The organism is Bradyrhizobium sp. SOJA106, from assembly GCF_059448745.1.
Genome location: NZ_CM182549.1, coordinates 5,004,279 through 5,022,229 on the forward strand (window position 1 = coordinate 5,004,279; position 17,951 = coordinate 5,022,229).

The 17,951-nt window shown below is 63.3% G+C and carries 16 protein-coding genes and 1 tRNA gene; 5 read left to right on the plus strand and 12 right to left on the minus strand.

Annotated elements, in window-relative coordinates:
• Positions 1 to 122: 122 nt before the first annotated feature.
• Together tig and AC5V87_RS23345 are read right to left on the minus strand one after the other, a co-directional pair.
• Positions 123 to 1,484: a trigger factor gene (gene tig, locus AC5V87_RS23340; RefSeq protein ID WP_456838166.1), complete on the minus strand. Its 1,362-nt coding sequence runs from the start codon at positions 1,482 to 1,484 to the stop codon at positions 123 to 125.
• Positions 1,485 to 1,658: 174 nt separating this feature from the next.
• Positions 1,659 to 1,743: transfer RNA gene (locus AC5V87_RS23345), tRNA-Leu, on the minus strand.
• 153 nt (positions 1,744 to 1,896) lie between these two features.
• On the opposite strand from AC5V87_RS23345, the gene AC5V87_RS23350 reads away from it, so the two are divergent.
• Positions 1,897 to 3,225, plus strand: coding sequence for a multicopper oxidase family protein (locus AC5V87_RS23350; RefSeq protein WP_456838165.1), 1,329 nt, complete (start codon positions 1,897 to 1,899; stop codon positions 3,223 to 3,225).
• Positions 3,226 to 3,317: 92 nt separating this feature from the next.
• Here AC5V87_RS23350 and AC5V87_RS23355 read toward each other — a convergent pair whose 3' ends face one another.
• Entirely contained in the window at positions 3,318 to 4,817 is a 1,500-nt protein-coding gene (locus AC5V87_RS23355) for an NAD(P)H-hydrate dehydratase (RefSeq protein WP_456838164.1), read from the minus strand.
• A gap of 380 nt (positions 4,818 to 5,197) precedes the next feature.
• Between AC5V87_RS23355 and AC5V87_RS23360 the strand changes: the two genes are divergently transcribed.
• Positions 5,198 to 5,536: a P-II family nitrogen regulator gene (locus AC5V87_RS23360; RefSeq protein WP_007603495.1), complete on the plus strand. Its 339-nt coding sequence runs from the start codon at positions 5,198 to 5,200 to the stop codon at positions 5,534 to 5,536.
• A 150-nt stretch (positions 5,537 to 5,686) separates the two neighbouring features.
• Positions 5,687 to 7,096, plus strand: a complete 1,410-nt coding sequence (glnA, locus tag AC5V87_RS23365; RefSeq protein WP_456838163.1) for a type I glutamate--ammonia ligase — start codon at positions 5,687 to 5,689, stop codon at positions 7,094 to 7,096.
• A 658-nt stretch (positions 7,097 to 7,754) separates the two neighbouring features.
• Here the strand turns inward: glnA and AC5V87_RS23370 are convergent.
• The 5 genes from AC5V87_RS23370 to AC5V87_RS23390 form a co-directional block, all read right to left on the minus strand.
• Positions 7,755 to 7,949 carry a helix-turn-helix domain-containing protein gene (locus AC5V87_RS23370; RefSeq protein WP_495367909.1) on the minus strand — a complete coding sequence of 65 codons (195 nt, stop codon included), beginning with the start codon at positions 7,947 to 7,949 and terminating at the stop codon, positions 7,755 to 7,757.
• 180 nt (positions 7,950 to 8,129) lie between these two features.
• The gene (locus tag AC5V87_RS23375) at positions 8,130 to 8,321 is read right to left on the minus strand and encodes a type II toxin-antitoxin system HigB family toxin (RefSeq protein WP_495367910.1); all 192 of its coding nucleotides are present in this window, start codon (positions 8,319 to 8,321) and stop codon (positions 8,130 to 8,132) included.
• Positions 8,322 to 8,460: 139 nt separating this feature from the next.
• On the minus strand, positions 8,461 to 9,222 hold the full coding sequence (locus tag AC5V87_RS23380) for a slipin family protein (protein WP_495367911.1): 762 nt from the start codon (positions 9,220 to 9,222) through the stop codon (positions 8,461 to 8,463).
• A complete protein-coding gene (locus AC5V87_RS23385) occupies positions 9,219 to 10,610 on the minus strand; it encodes an NfeD family protein (protein ID WP_495367912.1) in 1,392 nt (463 codons plus the stop codon). The genes AC5V87_RS23380 and AC5V87_RS23385 overlap by 4 nt, the downstream gene beginning before the upstream one ends.
• 479 nt (positions 10,611 to 11,089) lie before the next feature.
• Positions 11,090 to 12,052 carry an AraC family transcriptional regulator gene (locus AC5V87_RS23390; RefSeq protein WP_495367913.1) on the minus strand — a complete coding sequence of 321 codons (963 nt, stop codon included), beginning with the start codon at positions 12,050 to 12,052 and terminating at the stop codon, positions 11,090 to 11,092.
• Positions 12,053 to 12,358: 306 nt separating this feature from the next.
• Between AC5V87_RS23390 and AC5V87_RS23395 the strand changes: the two genes are divergently transcribed.
• Positions 12,359 to 13,849, plus strand: a complete 1,491-nt coding sequence (locus AC5V87_RS23395; RefSeq protein ID WP_495367914.1) for an outer membrane protein — start codon at positions 12,359 to 12,361, stop codon at positions 13,847 to 13,849.
• A gap of 15 nt (positions 13,850 to 13,864) precedes the next feature.
• Here the strand turns inward: AC5V87_RS23395 and AC5V87_RS23400 are convergent, their stop codons facing one another.
• The gene (locus AC5V87_RS23400; RefSeq protein ID WP_495367915.1) at positions 13,865 to 14,638 is read right to left on the minus strand and encodes a gamma-glutamyl-gamma-aminobutyrate hydrolase family protein; all 774 of its coding nucleotides are present in this window, start codon (positions 14,636 to 14,638) and stop codon (positions 13,865 to 13,867) included.
• 247 nt (positions 14,639 to 14,885) lie between these two features.
• Here AC5V87_RS23400 and AC5V87_RS23405 point away from each other — a divergent pair, with 247 nt between their 5' ends.
• Complete coding sequence (locus tag AC5V87_RS23405) at positions 14,886 to 16,019, plus strand: AI-2E family transporter (protein ID WP_495367916.1); 1,134 nt, start codon at positions 14,886 to 14,888, stop codon at positions 16,017 to 16,019.
• A 16-nt stretch (positions 16,020 to 16,035) separates the two neighbouring features.
• Here AC5V87_RS23405 and AC5V87_RS23410 read toward each other — a convergent pair whose 3' ends face one another.
• From AC5V87_RS23410 to AC5V87_RS23420, 3 genes are all read right to left on the minus strand, one after another.
• Entirely contained in the window at positions 16,036 to 16,332 is a 297-nt protein-coding gene (locus AC5V87_RS23410; protein ID WP_025036647.1) for an antibiotic biosynthesis monooxygenase family protein, read from the minus strand.
• A gap of 101 nt (positions 16,333 to 16,433) precedes the next feature.
• Entirely contained in the window at positions 16,434 to 16,670 is a 237-nt protein-coding gene (locus AC5V87_RS23415) for a hypothetical protein (RefSeq protein WP_456838154.1), read from the minus strand.
• 58 nt (positions 16,671 to 16,728) lie between these two features.
• On the minus strand, positions 16,729 to 17,949 hold the full coding sequence (locus tag AC5V87_RS23420; protein ID WP_495367918.1) for a GGDEF domain-containing protein: 1,221 nt from the start codon (positions 17,947 to 17,949) through the stop codon (positions 16,729 to 16,731).
• Positions 17,950 to 17,951: the final 2 nt, after the last annotated feature.

A 17,951-nucleotide genomic window follows, 5' to 3' on the forward strand; every position in this document is an offset into this window, starting at 1 on the left:
GACCATCTGGCTAGCTGGGCCCCTTCGCTGATCATCCTTAATAGAAGGCTGTTCCAAAATCCCATTGCGAGTGGAATCGGAACGGACCGGGATCCACTTCGCTCGAAAATGCTCCAGAGCCTTCAGGCGGCGGTCTTTTCCGCCTCGTCGTCCTTGTACAGGTCCTCACGCGAGACCTTCTTCTCGGTCACGTTGGCGAGCTCGAGGATGAAGTCGACGACCTTGTCCTCATAGATCGGCGCACGAAGCTGGGCCAATGCCTGGGCGTTGTTGCGATAGAAATCCCAGACTTCCTTTTCGCGGCCGGGCATCTGGCGGGCACGCTCGATCACGGCGCGGCCGACCTCGTCGTCGGTCACGGTGATCTTGTTCTTCTCGCCGATCTCGGAGAGCACGAGGCCGAGGCGCACGCGGCGGTCGGCGATCTTGTGGTACTCTTCCTTCGCCTTCTCCTCGGTGGTGTTCTCGTCGGCAAAAGTCTTGCCGGCGGAGTCCATCTCGGCCTTGACCGAGTTCCACATCAGGTTGAACTCCTCCTCGACGAGCGAGGGGGGAGCCTCGAAGCGATGCGCCTCGTCGAGCCGGTCGAGCAGCGCGCGCTTGACGCGCTGGCGCGTCGCGGTCGCGAACTCGGCAGCCAGACGCTCGCGCGCGGCTTCCTTCAGCTTGTCGAGCGACTCAAGGCCGAGCGTCTTGGCGAACTCGTCGTCGATCGCGAGATCCTGGGGCGACTCGATCAGCGTCGCGGTTGTCTCGAACTCGGCCGGCTGGCCGGCGAGCTTGTCGTTCATGTAGTTCTTGGGGAATGACACCTTCAGCGTGCGCGTCTCATTGGCACCGATGCCGATGAGCTGCTCCTCGAAGCCGGGGATGAAGGTGTTCGAGCCGATCACGACCTGGATGCCCTCGCCGGTGCCGCCCTCGAAGGCTTCGCCGTTGATGGTGCCCTTGAAGTTGATCGTGACGCGGTCGCCCGAGGCGGCCTTGGCGCCCTCGCCCTTGGCGGCATAGGTGCGGTTGGAATCGGCGATGCGCTTGATCGCCTCGTCGACGTCGGCATCGGAGACCTCGGCCACGGGCTTCTCGACCTGGAAGCTCTTGAAGTCGGCGAGCGCGATCGACGGCACCACCTCGATCGCGACCGTGTAGGTCAGATCGGTCTTGCCGCTCAGCAGCTCCTCGACCTCGGCCTGCTCGGTCGGCATGGTGATCTTCGGCTCGGTCGCAAGGCGGAAGCCGCGCTCGGAGAACAGCTGCGTGTTGGTGTCGCGGATGGTCTGGTCGATGGTCTCGGCCATCACGGAGCGGCCATAGACCTTCTTCAGGTGCGTGACCGGCACCTTGCCGGGACGGAAGCCGTTGATGCGGACCTTGTCCTTGAGATCGACGAGCTTGGCGCCGGCCTTGGCGTCGAGATCAGACGCGGGAACGCTGATCTTGAACTCGTGCTTCAAACCTTCCGAGAGGGTTTCTGTGACCTGCATGGCGTACAATCTTCTTTTCGTTCGGTCCCGGCACATTGCGCGCCGAGACGCTGTCATTAATCGATCCGGCGCAAGGCGAATGCCTCAACGCCGGTGGTTCATCGGACCGGCCTTTCGCAGACAAACGTCCACGAGAAGCAGGTCCTCGCAATCCGTGCAAACGCGATAAGCGCTTGGTGCGGGCGGAGGGACTCGAACCCCCACAACTTTCGTCACTGGAACCTAAATCCAGCGCGTCTACCAGTTCCGCCACGCCCGCGTGAATTTGCATCAAGACCGGCCGCGATGCCGCGGGCGGCCGGGCTTATACCATGTGCCTGATCGTTCGCAGCAAAAAAATGGCCTGATGGAGGCAAGCTTTACGTAGGCACGATGGCTGGACTTATCCAGCGCGGCATGATCCGGATCGCGCATGAAAACCCGGATATCTGCCCCCGATCGGCGCGACGTTCTGGCCGGGCTCGGCGCCTCAATTGGCGCCTCACTCGGCGCCTCGGCGGCCGGGCTGTTCGCCGGCGGCGCCGGCCCGCTCGTGACCGCCCAGCTCGCGCTTCAGGCCAGAGCGGCAACATTGGCTCTCAGGCCGGAGCAGCCGGCTACACCAATTTGGGAACTGGCCGCGGTAAGCCACCTTGGAGACGTACGTCTCAAGCGTTTCGACAATTGCCAAGTGGTGTTCCGGAATGACCTGCCAGTGCCGCTTGCGCCCGTCTGGTACGGCCTCAATGCCCCGATGGGGGCCGATCCGCTCAGGGGTCGCGCGCCGCCGGCACCGGACACGACAGAAACGTCAATTATTTCAATAGCTCATGCGGGAACCCTGCTGGCCGACTTTCGGCTCTTCGAAGATGTCCAGAAGCAGCCCGCGCGTCCACTTCCGATCATCGCCGCCGAACCGAGCCGGATCGCCGTCGATCGTGACGTGGTCCTCCTGATCGAGGAATGGCGCCTGCGGCCGGACGGGACTGCGCTTCCGCCGGGCCGCGACCCCGGCGGCGCGACGCCCTTCTATACGATCAATGGAACGACTTCATTCGAACTATCAGCCGCGGCCAATGAGCGGCTACGGCTGCGCTTTATCAACGGCTCACAACGCTCTGTTCTGGCGATCAAATTGGAAAGCCATGAAGTCCGGGTGATGGCCCTTGACGGCCAGCCGGCCGAGCCGTTCCCCGCGCGCAACGGCGCCCTCGTGCTCGCCCCGGGCGGACGTGCCGATACGTTTGTGGATACGGCCACATCGGCCGCCTTCCTGCTGCATGACGGCAAAGAGGCGCGTCAGGTGGGCATCCTCAAAATATCAGGCCGACTGGACCGGCGAGCGGCGCTGTCATCGCCCCAGCCCCTCCCGTCGAACGATCTCCCCGAGAAGCTCGACCTGAAGGGTGCCCTGCGGTTCGATGTCGCGCTCGGCGCAGCCGAGGCCGGCTGGATCAAGCCTGCAAACTTCTCCACCGCCTCGGCCCCCGCCTTCCGCGCCAAGACCGGCCGCACCGTCGCGCTGGCCCTGAAGAACCCCGCCCCCATCGCGACCGTCTTCCACCTGCACGGCCATCCCTTCCGTCTGCTCGACAAGCTCGACGACGGCTGGAAGCCTTACTGGCTCGACACGCTCGCGATCGAACCCGGCCAGACCCAGCGCATCGCCTTCGCCGCGACCTCGCCCGGACGATGGTTGCTTGAATCCGTCGCGACCGACTGGGCCGCGCCGCGGCTCGTGCGGTGGTACGAGGTGGAGTGAGCTTTTGTAGGATGGCAGAGCGAACCCATCGCCATCGCGCCAAGATTTGAGATGATGGGTTTCGCTTTGCTCTACCCATCCGACCTAAAGGCTCAGTACTCCACCCCGAGCGCATCATAGATGCGCCGGTGCACGGCCGGCAGCGTCTCGGTCAAATCCTCCGCAATGAGCCCCGGCCCCGCCTCGCTGGCCGCCTCGCCATGCATCCACACGCCGATGCTGGCGGCTTCGAAGGCCGGCACGCCCTGCGCCAGCAGTCCTGCGATGATGCCGGCGAGCACGTCGCCGGCACCGGCCGTGGCGAGCCAGGGCGGCGCGTTGGCGGCGATGGTCGCGCGGCCGTCGGGCGCGGCGACCGTGGTGTCCGGGCCCTTCAGCAGCACGACCGCGCCGGATCGCGCGGCGGCGGCACGCACGCGCTCGAGCTTGGAACGGCCCGGATGCTTGTTGCTGAGATCGGAGAACAGGCGCGGGAATTCGCCTTCATGCGGCGTCAGCACCACCGCATTGTCCTGGGAGGACTTGATCGATTCGAACAACCGCTCGGGATTGGCCGCAAAGCTCGTCAGCGCATCGGCGTCCAGCACCAGACGCCGCTGCGCGCTCAGCGCGGTGCGGACGAGATCGCAGGTGCGATCGCCGATTCCCGCGCCGGGGCCGATCATGCAGGTGTTGTAGCGCTGGTCGCCGAGCAGCTCGCCGAACTCGATCGCGGTGTCGACCGGGCGGACCATTACTGCGGTCAGCGCGCTCGCGTTGATCGCGAGCGCCTCGCGCGGGGTTGCCAGCGTCACTAGGCCCGCACCGGCGCGCAGCGCCCCGCGCGCGGCAAGCCGCGCCGCGCCGGTCGCGGCGGCATCGCCCGAGACCGCCAGCACATGGCCGCGCGCGTATTTGTGGCCGTCGATGCGCGGCACCGGAAAGGCGGTGCCCCAGAAGTCCGGATCGTTCTCGAAGACTTGCGGCCTGATCTCGTCCAGCACCGGCGCCTCGATGCCGATGTCGGCGACGCGCACGCGGCCGCAATGCATCCGGCCCGGGAGCAACAGATGCGCCGGCTTCTTGCGGAAGAAGGTGACGGTCTCGGTGGCGTTGACCGCCACACCGAGCACGGCGGCGCTGGTGCCGTTGATGCCGCTCGGCAGATCGACGGCGAGCACCGGGGCGCCGTTGGCGTTGATCGCCTCGATCATCTCGCGCGCCTCGCCATCGACGCTCCGGCTGAGGCCGGCACCGAACAGGGCATCGATGATCAGCGCGGGTCTTCCGATCGCCTGCGGGTTGAACGGCAGCACGGGATGCTTCCAGCCGCGCGCGGCGGACGCCGCATCGCCCTGGAGCTGGTCGCGCTCGCACATCAGGATCACCGAGACCTCGCGCCCCTGTGCGGCGAGCTCGGCGGCTGCGACAAACCCGTCGCCGCCGTTATTGCCGGGGCCGGCCACGATCAGGATCGGGCCATCCTCCACCAGCGCATTGGCGGTCTCGGCGACCGCCTGACCTGCGCTGAGCATCAACTTGAAGCCGGGTGTGCCGGCGGCAATGCTGAGCTGGTCGGCACGCTGCATTTCGGCGTTGGTCAGTACTTCCATGCCACTTCCCTGGTACAAACGCCTCTTCAACAGGCATATTCGGTGCTGATCGGACGCCCGGAACAGCTTTCTGCACACATATTGAACCGTTTGCCTATTTCGTAGTCTTCGGTATTTTGGGCCGGTCGGCGCAATCTATCAGAGATGCTCGTAAAAGGCTGATAACGCTCCAGTAATCAGGGCATTTGCAACTTGGCATAGACCCTGCTTTCGAGGAAGCCGCTTCGGTTTGTCGTGCTCACTGGCAATTATCAGGGTGTGGCCGGCCGTTGTTGCCGGACTGGTCAGGGATCCCGGCATAGCGAAGACAATATCGTGCGTGAGAAAAGCGCATCCTGACGAAGACGTTGCTATTTGATCGAAAGACCGGGAGGCGCGCAGTGAAGAAAATCGAAGCCATCATCAAGCCATTCAAGCTCGACGAGGTGAAGGAAGCGCTTCAGGAAGTCGGCCTTCAAGGCATCACCGTCACCGAGGCGAAGGGCTTCGGCCGGCAGAAGGGTCATGCCGAGCTTTACCGCGGCGCAGAATACATCGTCGACTTCCTGCCCAAGGTGAAGATCGAGATCGTGATCGGCGACGATCTGGTCGAGCGCGCAATCGACGCGATCCGCCGAGCCGCGCAGACCGGCCGCATCGGCGACGGAAAAATCTTCGTCTCCAATATCGAAGAGGCGATCCGCATCCGGACCGGCGAATCCGGGCTGGACGCTATCTGAGCCGGGTGCTATCCCGAATTTTGCGACACTCTGAAAGAAAAAAGGCTGCTTCGGCGGCCTGATTTCGTTTGTGCGGTTGCGCCAACTCGCCGAAAGCGAGAACAAATCTGCTCACCTGGAAACCGACCCGCAGAGCCAAAAGGGGTATGCATGAAGACCGCCAAAGACGTCCTGAAATCGATCAAGGACAACGACGTCAAATACGTCGACCTGCGCTTCACCGATCCGCGCGGCAAGTGGCAGCATGTGACGTTCGACGTCAGCATGATCGATGAGGACATTTTCGCCGAAGGGACGATGTTCGACGGCTCCTCGATTGCCGGCTGGAAGGCGATCAACGAATCCGACATGTGCCTGATGCCCGATCCGGTGACCGCGACGATCGATCCGTTCTTCGCCGAAACCACGATGGTCATCACCTGCGACGTGCTCGAGCCGACCACCGGCGAGCCCTACAACCGCGACCCCCGCGGCATCGCCAAGAAGGCCGAGGCCATGGTGAAGTCGATGGGCGTGGGCGACAGCGTGTTCGTCGGCCCCGAAGCCGAGTTCTTCGTGTTCGACGATGTGCGTTATTCGGCCACCCCCTACAACACCGGTTTCCGGCTCGATTCGTCGGAGCTGCCGATCAACTCCGACACCGAATATGAAGGCGGCAATCTCGGCCACCGCGTCCGCACCAAAGCCGGCTACTTCCCGGTGCCGCCGCAGGACTCGGTGCAGGACATGCGTTCCGAAATGCTCGGCGCCATGGCCAAGATGGGCGTCAAGGTCGAAAAGCACCATCACGAGGTCGCCTCCGCCCAGCACGAGCTCGGCATGAAGTTCGACACGCTGACGCTGATGGCAGACCACTTGCAGATCTACAAGTACTGCATCCACCAGGTCGCGCACATCTACGGCAAGACCGCCACCTTCATGCCGAAGCCGGTCTATGGCGACAACGGCTCGGGCATGCACGTGCACCAGTCGATCTGGAAGGACGGCAAGCCGGTGTTCGCCGGCAACAAATACGCCGACCTGTCGGAAACCTGCCTGCACTACATCGGCGGCATCATCAAGCACGCCAAGGCGATCAACGCCTTCACCAACCCCTCGACCAACTCCTACAAGCGTCTGGTCCCGGGCTATGAGGCTCCCGTGCTGCTCGCCTACTCCGCGCGCAACCGCTCGGCCTCCTGCCGCATCCCCTACACCGCTTCGCCGAAGGCCAAGCGCGTCGAGGTGCGCTTCCCCGATCCGCTCGCCAATCCCTATCTCGGCTTCGCCGCGATGCTGATGGCCGGCCTCGACGGCATCAAGAACAAGCTCGATCCGGGCCCGGCAATGGACAAGGACCTCTACGACCTGCCGAAGGAAGAGCTGAAGCAGATCCCGACGGTCTGCGGCTCGCTTCGCGAGGCGCTGGAAAACCTCGACAAGGACCGCGGCTTCCTCAAGAACGGCGGCGTGTTCGACGACGACTTCATCGACGCCTATATCGAGCTGAAGATGACCGAAGTCGAACGCTTCGAGATGACCCCACATCCGGTCGAGTTCGAGATGTATTATTCGGGCTAGGCGGCTCGAACTCTACACGACAAGCAAAAGGCGCTCCGATGGGAGCGCCTTTTCGTTTGAGGGCTCCTGCGGTGGGTTGAAGTCTTGCGAATCCATCGCCGCAGCTGCACGACCCGTTAACCGCAATGGGAGCGACGGACTACGTGTTCGGCGAATCCACCTACGCCGCGCGCGCTCCGACGAAAGATTCGAAAAGGTCAGCTTAATCAGAGCAACTACTACATACGCGGCCACGCAGACAATCGTCAGCATTGTGAATAATACGAGAAGGAAGAGTGGATTATGCGCTTTGCTCAATTTGACGGTGCCAGCAAAGACCCCTAGCGCGCCCGAGAACAGCCCGATCGAAATGCCAAGATGAGCCAGCAGATAGAAAAAGGAGAACGGTTCGCTCCTGATGACAAACATGGCAATGACAGGAACGAAACAAAAGAGAATGTCGCCAGCGACTACGTGCCCAGGTCCGCGTGCTGGATATACATCGCCTCGACCGTGATGACAGAAGCCAACACAAACGCGCTAACATTCATACAAACGTCGCACGCGTTCCGAGCAGGCTTGCTTGTGAGTCGGTCCTGTCCGACATGTTCATTGACCTGTAGAATGGGTGGAGCGTGGGGACGCTTATCGTGGGACAGGTAAAACTCTCCGCGACAAGCTATGCGGCGTCCAGACGATACGGTTTGATCAATAGCTCGGCAGGCACTTTCCAAGCTTCGCCGATCCGAAAGATCATCTCCACGGTGAGCGCGCGCCTCCTGTTCAATATCTCGGACGCACGTGAGCGAGAGCCCAACAGCTCCGCAAGTTCTGCCTGGGTGTGTCCTCCCTCATCAATCAAATATTTCAACATATCAATGGGATCGAGACGCGACGTGTCGACCGGCCAACGCGCGGCCTCGTATTTCTCGACAAGCGTTGCCAGGATATCGATCTTGTCGCCATCATCAGTCCCGGGCTCCGCACCCCAGAGCCGCTCAATCTCGGCAACAGCGGCATCGTAGTCTGCTTCTGTCCGAATAGGACGGCCTCCTCAGTACATCGCAACCGTCAGCGCATCGATCTTGTCATATTCGGCATGTGCACCGATGAACTTGATAAACGCGATTTGATGCTTGAATGCGAATGCGACGATCAGGCGGAAATTGCCGCTGGCGATTTCAAACCGCGCTCGCTCTCCGTTCAGCACGACCACACCAGGAACGGTCACCTGGATCTCGTTCATCGAAGACCATCTAGCTGCCCTGACGAGCTTGACCCACGGCGCCCCTGAGACGACAGCGCACCCTTCGCTCCACCCATGTCCTCCTGGCCGCGACTACGACCTCGCGATCGATGCCGCCGCCCCGACAGAGCGGGAGAAATCACGTCGTCTCCCCCCGCGACATCAAATGGTCGAGCAATCCCGTCGGCAGCGGAAAGACGATGGTCGACGACCGTTCCCCCGCGATGTCGTGCAGGGCCGCGAAGTAACGCAACTGCATCGCCTGAGGCTCCTGCGCGAGAATCCGGCCGGCCTCGACGAGCTTTTCGGCAGCCTGCTCTTCGCCCATCGCGTTGATCACCTTGGCCCGCCGCAACCGCTCCGCCTCGGCCTGCTTGGCAATCGCGCGCACCATGGTCTCGTTGATATCGACGTCCTTGATCTCTATGCCGGTCACCTTGATGCCCCAGACGTCGGTCTGCTTGTCGAGGATCTCCTGGATATCGGCGTTCAACCTGTCGCGCTCGGCAAGCATCTCGTCGAGCTCGTGCTTACCGAGCACCGAGCGAAGCGTCGTTTGCGCGAGCTGGCTGGTGGCGGCCATGTAATCGCCGACCTTGATGATGGCGCGCTCGGGATCGACGATGCGGAAGTACAGAACGGCGTTGACCTTGACGGAGACGTTGTCCCGCGAAATCACGTCCTGCGGCGGCACGACCTGCACCATCACCCGGAGGTCGACCTTGACGAGTTGCTGCACGATCGGAACGAGGAGGATGAGGCCCGGGCCCTTCACGCCGGTAAAGCGCCCGAGCGTAAAGATGACGCCACGCTCGTATTCGCGCAGAATTCGAATAGCCTGGGATAGAAACATGATGACAAGCAGCGCAAGCGCCGCATAAGTCATGTATTCCAGCATCATGATGGACCTCCCTCGCCGGCTGGTGCGCGCCGTATCAGCAGCGTCAGGTCGATGACGTTGGTGACCTCGACCGTCTCTCCGGGCTTGAACGTTTCGGCGCCGCGCGCCTGCCAGCGCTCGCCATGGGCAAAGACATGACCTTCGCTCCCGTTCCAATCGAGGACTTCGGCGGGTAAGCCTCGCATGGCCTGCACACCGACCCGTTCGGGAGCTTTGGCGGCGCGCCGAAGCGAACCAAGCACGACGAGCGCAAAGCCGACGAACACAGCCGCGGTGATGCCGATCACCCACCATGACAGGTGATAGCCGGGCGCCTCGACCCTGAAGAGCATCAGCGCTCCCAGCACGAAGGCGATGATCCCTCCAAGGCCGATCACCACGGTCGGATTGAAGGCTTCGATGGTGAGAAGCACGATGCCGACCAGCATCAAGGCCAGGCCGGCATAGCTGATCGGCAGCAAATTGAGCGCATAGAGGCCGATCAGCAGACAGATCGCGCCGACGACTCCAGGGGCGACGGCTCCGGGGGACATGAACTCGAAGATCAGGCCGTAGATGCCGACCATCAGGAGAATGAACGCCACGTTGGGATCGGTGATGACCGCCAGAAGGCGGGATATCCGTCCGGGGTCGAGGGCTTCAACCACGGCATCCTTTGTCGCGAGGCGCTGCGTCTTGCCGCCTGCAACCTCCACCTCACGGCCATCGAGCTGCCTCAGCAATTCAGCCTGATCGCGCGCGACGAGATCGGTGGCATGTGCCTCCAGCGCGCCGTTGGCGGAGAGCGTGGCAGCCTCACGGACCGCCTTTTCCGCCCAGTCCGCATTGCGATGGCGCAGCTCCGCAAGGCTGCGAATGAAAGCAACCGCATCATTGGTCGCCTTTGCCGTCATGGCATCTTTCGGCTCGCTCTGCTGGTCGCCGTCCTTCTTGTCCTTGCCGCCCTTGTCCGGCGCACCGCCCGGCAGCCCCGGCAGCGGCCCGCCAATCTGCACCGGCGTCGCAGCGCCGATATTGGTGCCCGGCGCCATCGCTGCGACGTGGGTCGCATAAAGGATATAGGTCCCCGCGCTCGCCGCGTGGGCGCCGGAGGGAGCGACGTAGCCAACGACAGGAATCGGCGAGGCCAGCACATCGGCAATGATCTCGCGCATGCTGGAGTTGAGACCGCCGGGAGTGTTCATTCTCAGAAGCACCACCTCGGCACGCCGTTCGCTTGCCTTGGCCAACGCCTCTTTCACGTAGTTGGCCGACGCGGGGCCAATGGCCCCGTCGATCGAAACCACCAGTGCAAGGCGGCTGTTCTCCTCCGCTGGACTGGGACGGAGGCCGCAGATCAAAACCACGGCGCCAATCGCCGCAACGAGGGCCGCCTTCATGGTCTGCACGGCAGTGCTCCCTTGCAGAGCATATGGTGGTCCTCTCGGGAACCTCAATGCTGCGCGTGGAGGCCAACGTCACGATTGTGCAACGCAATGCAAATCGCCACACAGGATATCGATGTGATCGGCTGAGCAGAGGCAGCCGCGGACCAGGTCACAGTTGGATCCGCACCGCGTCAGGCGCGGCTACCGCGCTCAAACATAGAGCTTGCCCACGCCCGTCAGCCTTCGTTCTGGATCTGACTCCACTTCGTTCTCAAAGAACAAATCAGAGCCGGGAAAATAGGGACGGAGCAATTCCTACTGATTGGTTTATTCCGAGCGAGATTTGGATTGCGCATTGGGCACATGGCGCCATCGTCGTCGGCCTTGTCGTCGCAAAGCACGACGGAGCTGGTCTTCGGCAGCGACCGTGTTGCGCATCATCGGGATGCAATTCCAGTTTGGAAATCCTGGAGCGGAGCGAGCGGCCGATCGTCCGCAGCTCATTTGCGGGCGCGGATCTCCGACGGGGACGCGCCATAGACACGGCGAAAGGTCCGATTGAAATATGAGATGTCGTTGAAGCCGGACCGGTGCGCGATGTCGCTGATCGAGCGGCCTGCGAGGCTGACATCCGTCAGCATCTTGTAGGCCGAGGCGAGCCGCTGGCTGAGGACGAACTCGGTGAAGCTCGTACCTTCGGTCTCGAACAGCCGTCGGACATAGGATTTCGAAATGCCCTGCTTGGCAGCCACAGAGTCCAGGCTCAGCCCGGGATTGCCGGATTGCGCACGAATGTGGGCCTTGATGCTCCGCATTCTGGCGGCTGCAAGGCCGCGCATGTTCGCCATCTCGGCGGCATCCGGCCTGGCACCCAGCAACAGCGCGCCGAGATCGAGCATATGGTTCACGACGGCCCGCCGCATTGCGGCGTTCGCGAGCGTCTGTCTCTCATTGACGATGCCGAGATAGTCCAGGAAGAGCGACAGCGCTGGATTCTGTTTGTCGAGCGGTCTGCCGACGGCGTCATCGAAGTTGCTGACCAGAGGCGCAATCAGCGCGCGGCTGATCCGCCAAGTGACCACGCGCCTCGTCGTGTAATTGGTCGCGGTTCCCGGCAATCCATTCGTGGTCAGGGCCGCCTCGCCCGGACCGAGATGCGTCTCGTGGCCATTTTGATTGTGGATGGCCGCACCATCGAGGTTGAACACAATCACGGGATCGTCGTTGTCAATCATCGCTTCGGTGTGGCGACAGAAAATCGGAGAAACGGTCGCGGCCGCGACGGACATTCCGGGCAACGCCCGCAGCTTCATGTCGATCTGAAGGGCCGCGTCCGGCAACGGCTCGATCTCCAGCTTGAGAATTTCACGGCCGTAGATCTGATGAAAGGCTTCGATCCTGTCGCGCTGGGCAAAGGCGGAGCTCGACAGCTCCAATGCGATCAATTCGTCGCCACTATCCAACGCACCGCTCCGTAAGTGTAAGATCGCCCGGCGGTCCTTTTGTCGCAGGAAATGTCGCAGCGTTCAAAGGACTTTCATGCTGCCTCCAATTCGGATGGCGCGGCGCTCTAGCGCTGCTTGATGCGACGCGGGCTCCGGACTGAGGCGCCTGCCGATGTGGCAAAGCGATCACACTGAATGGCAATCGTCGGACTTGTGTCGATCAGTCCAAATCGGTGTAGCGCGTGCCCCAAGCCGAACGCGCCGCACTCCCGGTATAGCTCCCTGACGTCGCTCGAAATTGCGCGCGCCGTTGCAGAGGGTTCAATGGCCATCACGGGAAAGATCTTTTCGGCTGCTACACTTGGTCTGGCATTGACACAGGCGGCTTCCGCCGCGGACCTTCCCGTCAAGGCGGCTGCGCTTCCGGCTCCAATTGTCGATTGGAGCGGTGTCTATGTCGGCGTGCATGCCGGCTATAGCGGCGGCATGGCGGACTGGTGGATTAACGACCCGAACGAACCGACCGCCGATTATGCCGCGAATGGCGTGCTCGCAGGCGCCCAAATCGGCATCAACAAGCAGATCGCGAGTCTCGTCTTCGGCCTTGAACTGGACGGCTCTTGGGCGAACATCCGCGGATCGCAGACGCTGCGGCTTGGCTTCCCGTTCTTCGGCGACGTGACCAGCACCACCACTTCGAGAATTGAGGCATTGACCACAGTTGCCGGTCGCGCCGGGCTGGCGGCCGATCGCTGGTTCGCCTTCACAAAATTCGGACTTGCCGGGGGTTGGGAAAGGCACACCAGCAACGCAGCCGGCGATTTCGGCTTCGGTGCCTTTTCCTCGAACCTCAGCGGGCGTGAATATCGCTGGGCGCCGATGGTCGGATTTGGCGCCGAATACGTCTTGGACGGAAATTGGTCGGTCAAAGCAGAATACGATTACCTGCATTTCGGCACTCGGCAGGTCGCGATGAGCGGCAGCGCCACGTCTTTCGGTGTGACGACTCCCCTCGCTGGGGATGTCCCGATCGCGCAGGACTCCATCCACCTGATCAAACTGGGGGCGAACTACCGAATTGGCGGAGTCGCGGCCGATCCCAAATATCCGCCGGTCAAGGCGGCGTCCGGCACGGACTGGACCGGCGGCTTCGTCGGCGTGCAGGCCGGTTATGGTGTTGGTCGCGAGTGGCGCCATCAGGACCGCTCGCCTCTGCCGGGCAGTGGCAGCTTCGATGCAAGCGGATGGCTCGCCGGCTTTGATGGGGGCGTCAACGTGCAGTCCGGCGCGTTGGTTTTCGGCGTCGAAGGTGAATGGATGTGGACCGGCATGCAGGGTAGCAGGTTCTCGGCGTTTCCCTTGTTTGGTACCTCGGCTACGGCTGATCTGAGAACCTCGATCGACTGGCTTGCGATCGCCAGCGGCCGGGCCGGTTTCGTGGTCGGCGATCGCCTGCTTGCCTATGGTAAGGCAGGCGTCGCCATTGCCAATGAAAGCCACGTCTTCAATGGTACGGCAGCCTCGGGGGCCTTCAGCATGAGCACCGCGGCCGAAGGCAAGACAATACACTCGGGAGGTGTGATCGGTGCGGGACTCGAATACGCGCTTGCCCGCAACTGGTCGATCAAGGGTGAGTACGACTTTATCCGCATGATCAACCAGCATGCGAGCCAGAGCGGCCCCTTCGATCAGACCGGCTTCGCCACGTCACGGGCCGCCTTCAACAGCTGGATCACGCAGGATCTGCATCTGTTCAAGCTCGGCGTGAACTATCACTTCAATCCGCTGCCCGGGGCCGTGACCGCAAGCTATTGATCGCGGGAGCGTGAGCTACGCCGCCGCCTTCTGCCGCGCCACCAGGGCTTCGCCGAAGGCCTCGAACAGCTTGCGGTTGACGGGGTTGCGCTGGGGATCGTACTCGGCGTGCCATTGCACGCCGAGCGCGAAGCTCGGCGCTTCCGCGATGCGGATCGCCTCGATGGTGCCGTCCTCGGCGACGCCTTCGATCAGCACGCGCTTGCCGGGATCGAGGATGCCCTGGCCATGCAGCGAATTGACCCGGATCTTCTCGCAGCCGAGCAGCTTTGCGAACGCGCCGCCGGGCGTGAGATCGACGTCGTGGCGGTCAGCGAACACCACGGTCGGATCGGGATGGATCTCGCCGTTCTCGAGCCGGGGCATGCGATGGTTCATGCGGCCGGGAAGCTCGCGGATCTCCGGATGCAAGGAGCCGCCGAAGGCCACGTTCATCTCCTGGAGGCCGCGGCAGATGCCGAACAACGGAATTCCGCGGGAGACACAGGCCACCGAGAGCGCCAGCGCGACCTCATCGCGGTGGATGTCGTAGGGCTCGTGCTTCTCGCAAGGGTCGACGTTGAAGCGGGTCGGGTGGACATTGGCCCGGGCACCGGTGAGGACGATGCCGTCGACGGTGTCGAGCAGCGCACCGATGTCGGTGATGTCGGGCGCTCCCGCGAACATCACCGGCAGACCGCCGGAGACCTCGGCAACGGCGCGCAAATTCCGCTCGCCGACCATCTGGACCTGAAATCGATTTTCGACGCGATAGGCATTCCCGATCACGCCGACGACCGGCTTTCTCATCTCCCGTTCCGACCTCCCGCAGAAAAAGATTCCCTAAGCATGCCCTCGGGATGGAACAAATTCAACAGAGGCGATCGCGGGACGGCAATGCTATTTTCGCGCAAATGCGCCTGGCCGGGCACCCTTTCGCTCCAGCAGCATTGGCTGGGGGCCGCAAACGCATCCAATCGGCACTTGGCCCGACTTGATCCCCGGTGGAATTTCGCGAAAGAGTGCCCCCGCGTGCAGCCGCCGAAAAGGAGCCGATGTGACCATGTCCAGAGATGAACGGCCCCGGACCCGCACCGATCTGGCTTGGTCGGTCTCGGTCGGAGGCATCAGCGTCGTGCTGTTCACGGCTCTCCTCGCCTTCGCCTGGTATTTTGCTGCCACCCTGCTCCTGATCTTTACCGGCATGCTGCTCGGCGTCGGCCTCAATGCGCTGGCGGGCGCGCTCGGCCGCCGCGTGCAGCTGCCGCATGCGGTGCGGCTCGCGATCGTCTGCGTCGTGCTCGCGGCGCTCCTCGCGGGCGTCGCCTATCTCGGCGGCGCCACCATCGCCGAGCAGGCCTCGTTGCTCAGCAAGACCATCAAGTCGCAGATCACCAATGTCCGCTCCTTCCTCGAGAACCACGGCATCGACACCAGCGTGTTCGATCTCGGCAATGCCGCGCCTGCCGCCACCGGCGATGCAGCGCCGGCGCCCGCCCCGAGCCCGCCCTCGCACAGCGGATTGCCGGGCGCAGGCGCACTGGCCTCGAGCGGCGGGGCGATCGTCAGCCAGACCTTCAAGCTGCTGTTCGGCGCCATCAGCGCCGTCGGCAACATCTTCATCGTGCTGTTTCTGGGCCTCGCCTTCGCGGCCCAGCCGAGCGTCTATCACGATGGCCTGCTGTTCCTGGCACCGGCGAAGCACCGCAGCCGCGCCGCCCTCATCGTCGGCGGTATCGGCGAAACGCTGGAACGGTGGCTGATCGCACAGATCGTCGTGATGATCGCGGTCGGCACCGTGACCTGGATCGGGCTTGCCATCATCGGCATCCCCGGCTCGTTCATCCTGGGAATCCAGGCGGGCCTGCTCGCCTTCATTCCGACCGTCGGCGCCATCATTGCCGGCGTCGTCGTGGTGCTGGCGAGCCTTGCCTCGGGCTGGATCCCGGCGCTGTCGGCGCTGCTGCTCTTCCTCGGCGTCCACGCCATGGAGAGCTACGTGCTGACGCCGATCCTGCAGCGGCAGGCGTTGAACATCCCGCCGGCCACGCTGTTCGCGTTCCAGATCCTGCTCGGCGTCGTGTTCGGACTCTGGGGCCTCGCGCTGGCGCTGCCTCTCGTCGCCATCGCCAAGGTCATGATCGACCATTTCAAGACGTATGAGGCGCCGCCTCTGGCGGAGGCGGCGTAAGGCGTCTTGAGGTCGCTCAGGTCGTCAGCACGGTCTCGGTGTGCTCGACCTCAGGCGGGGCGGCGAAATACTGGCCGACGAGGCCGCGCCACTCGGTGAAATTCTCCGAGCCGCGGAAATCGACGGTGTGATTTTCCAGGGTCGCCCACTTCACCATCAGCCGGTAGCGCTGGGGCTTCTCGATCGACTTGTGCAGCTCGAAACCGTGGAAGCCCTTGGAACGGCCGAACGCAGCCTTGGCCTTGGCGACGGCGGCCTCAAAGTCCTTTTCGCTGCCCGGCTTGACGTCGATTTGCGCGATCTCGGTGATCATCAGCTTCCACCCTTCTTTGTTCGATGACCGTGTCTACCGCAGCCGCAGGCAAAGAAAAAGGCGCCGAAATGGCGCCCTGCCCGGCCAGAAATGCGTCGCTCTCAGGCCAACAGCAGCGCGGTGCCTGCCACGATCAGCGTGCAACCGATGAACAGCGCGACCGGCCAGTAGCTGCGGCCCTGCGCATAGCGCCCCTGCGCACGCCGCTCGGTGATCAACGCGCGCTCGTATTCATCCGCGGTGGAGAACAGGCAGGCGAAGCCGCCGCGCGCCGAGCTCGCGGCGGCTTCGAGCGACATCAGGGCAGCCTGCGGGTTCTGTCGACGGATCGATTCCATGGCCGCAATGGTAGGGATCGAATGGTAAACAGAGGCTTAGCGCAAGCGCTCCCGCGCCTCAGATGGTGGCCGGACGCGCCTGCTGCGCACCGGTCCGCGCGGCGCTCTGGCGGCGCCAGTTCTCCAGCGAGAGCGGCAGCTCCTCCGCCGCCTCAACGCGGTTTCGGCCGCCGCGCTTGGCCCGGTAGAGCGCGGTGTCGGCCGAGGCCAGCAGCACCTCGAGCTCGGTACCAGCCGGACCGCCCGCAACGCCGATACTGACGGTGGTGTCGACCGGGCCTTCATCGACCACGACCCCGGAGGTCTCGAACGCTTCGCGGACGCGCTCGGCGACCAGCACGCCCTCTTCGAGGGAGCACGGCAGCAGCGCAGCGAACTCCTCGCCGCCGATCCGGCCCGAGAGGTCGGAGATGCGTAAGTTGCTGATGACGACGGTCGAGAACAGTTTCAGCATCTCGTCGCCGGCCGGATGGCCGAAGCGGTCGTTGATCGACTTGAAATGGTCGATGTCGAAGATCATCACGGTCACAGGACGCCCGGCCTTGGCCTCGCGCTCGATCACGCGTCCGCAGGCTTCCGAGAAGCCGCGGCGGTTGAGCATGCCGGTCAAGGGATCGGTCGATGCAGCGGTCCGGTGCGCCGTCACGGTGCGCTCGGACACCAGCATGAAGATCACGAACACGGTGCCGACGGCGTAGAGGATCAGCTCGACCGCAAACACGGTGACCCAGATGCTGGACGAGAAGCCCGCATCGTGCGGGCGCAGGAAGCTGCCGAGCAGGATCGGCAGCATCAAGACGCAGCCGTGCATCACCGGCACCACGAAAGCCGGCCAGCGCCGTTGCAGGCTCTTGCGCCGCTCGACCCAGAGCTCGCTCGCGGTCAGCGCCGCATAGACCGAGACGATTGCAGCGCCGACGATCATGCGCAGCATGGACGCTGCGGGATCAAGCAGCGAGACGGCGGCGACCCAGGCGAGCGCGCCGACGAGAAGACCCGGCCAGTTCGGCTTGCGGCCATGGAAGACGCGCGCGGCATTCCACACCATGCCGCAGGCGACGAATCCGACCGCGTTTAATGCCAGATAGAGATGCGGCCCGAGCTTGTCGCCGGCCGCCGTCCACAGCGCGACGGAGGCGGCACCGAGCAGATAGGCGGTGCCCCACCATTTCAGCGCAGGACTGTTCTCCTGCCTGCCAAAGAATACCATCATGGCGCCGAGCAGTGCGGCAACCATGGTGGCAACCAAATAGAGCGTGATGCTATCGAGCGACATCATGT

Coding starts and splice junctions, on each gene's coding strand:
- tig (WP_456838166.1), bottom strand. CDS start 1,484: ATGCAGGTCACAGAAACCCTCTCGGAAGGTTTGAAGCACGAGTTCAAG.
- AC5V87_RS23350 (WP_456838165.1), top strand. CDS start 1,897: ATGAAAACCCGGATATCTGCCCCCGATCGGCGCGACGTTCTGGCCGGG.
- AC5V87_RS23355 (WP_456838164.1), bottom strand. CDS start 4,817: ATGGAAGTACTGACCAACGCCGAAATGCAGCGTGCCGACCAGCTCAGC.
- glnA (WP_456838163.1), top strand. CDS start 5,687: ATGAAGACCGCCAAAGACGTCCTGAAATCGATCAAGGACAACGACGTC.
- AC5V87_RS23370 (WP_495367909.1), bottom strand. CDS start 7,949: ATGTTGAAATATTTGATTGATGAGGGAGGACACACCCAGGCAGAACTT.
- AC5V87_RS23375 (WP_495367910.1), bottom strand. CDS start 8,321: ATGAACGAGATCCAGGTGACCGTTCCTGGTGTGGTCGTGCTGAACGGA.
- AC5V87_RS23380 (WP_495367911.1), bottom strand. CDS start 9,222: ATGATGCTGGAATACATGACTTATGCGGCGCTTGCGCTGCTTGTCATC.
- AC5V87_RS23395 (WP_495367914.1), top strand. CDS start 12,359: ATGGCCATCACGGGAAAGATCTTTTCGGCTGCTACACTTGGTCTGGCA.
- AC5V87_RS23400 (WP_495367915.1), bottom strand. CDS start 14,638: ATGAGAAAGCCGGTCGTCGGCGTGATCGGGAATGCCTATCGCGTCGAA.
- AC5V87_RS23410 (WP_025036647.1), bottom strand. CDS start 16,332: ATGATCACCGAGATCGCGCAAATCGACGTCAAGCCGGGCAGCGAAAAG.
- AC5V87_RS23415 (WP_456838154.1), bottom strand. CDS start 16,670: ATGGAATCGATCCGTCGACAGAACCCGCAGGCTGCCCTGATGTCGCTC.
- AC5V87_RS23420 (WP_495367918.1), bottom strand. CDS start 17,949: ATGATGTCGCTCGATAGCATCACGCTCTATTTGGTTGCCACCATGGTT.